We start from the raw sequence: 857 nt of genomic DNA on the forward strand, positions 1-857 counted from the left end.
CGCGGCCGCAAGGTCGGCGTGGTCTCCAACCCGACCGGCGTGCTGCGCTCCACCGCGCACGTGGTCGACTCGATGGCGGCCCAAAAGGAGCTGAACATCGTCGGCGTCTTCGGCCCCGAACACGGCTTCCGCGGCAGCGCCCAAGCCGGCGAGGCCGAACCGGAAACCATCGACCCACGCACCGGCCTGACCGTCTACGACGCCTACGGCGCGGACGCGGCCAAACTGGCGCAACTGTTCACCAAGGCCGGCGCCGACACGATCGTCTTCGACATCCAGGACGTCGGCGTGCGCTTCTACACCTACATCTGGACCATGTACAACGCGATGGTCGCCGCCCGCAGCATCGGCGCCTCCTTCCTGGTCCTGGACCGCCCCAACCCGATCGGCCGCCGCGCCGACGGGGCCCTGATGACAGCGGAGTTCACCTCCGGCGTCGGCCAGGAACTGATCATCCAGCAGCACGGCATGTCCGTCGGCGAACTGGCCCGCTACTTCAACGGCGAGCTGCTCCCCAAGGAAGGCGACGGCGGCAAGGTCAAGCTGGACGTCGTGCCCGTCCGCGGCTGGGACCCCCGCACCTTCGCCCAGGACGCCGGCCTGCCCTGGGTGCCCCCGTCCCCGAACATGCCTACCCCCGACACGGCTGGCGTCTACGCCGGCACCGGCTACTTCGAGGGCACCAACCTCTCCGAAGGCCGCGGCACCACCCGCCCCTTCGAACTCATCGGCGGCCCCTACCTGGACTACCACTACAGCGACCGCCTCAACGCCCTGAAACTGCCCGGCGTCACCTTCCGCGAGGCCTACTTCGTCCCCACCTTCAGCAAACACCAGGGCAAAACCTGCGCCGGCGT

At 69.1% G+C, this 857-nt stretch carries 1 protein-coding gene; it reads left to right on the top strand.

Annotated features, from left to right (window positions below; all coding sequences use genetic code 11):
- Positions 1 to 857, top strand: an 857-nt coding sequence (locus G5C51_RS42235; RefSeq protein WP_165246247.1) for an exo-beta-N-acetylmuramidase NamZ family protein, incomplete at both ends; no start/stop codon positions are given.

The sequence above is a fragment of the Streptomyces coryli genome (assembly GCF_011044975.1).
GTDB classification, from domain to species: Bacteria; Actinomycetota; Actinomycetes; order Streptomycetales; family Streptomycetaceae; genus Streptomyces; species Streptomyces coryli.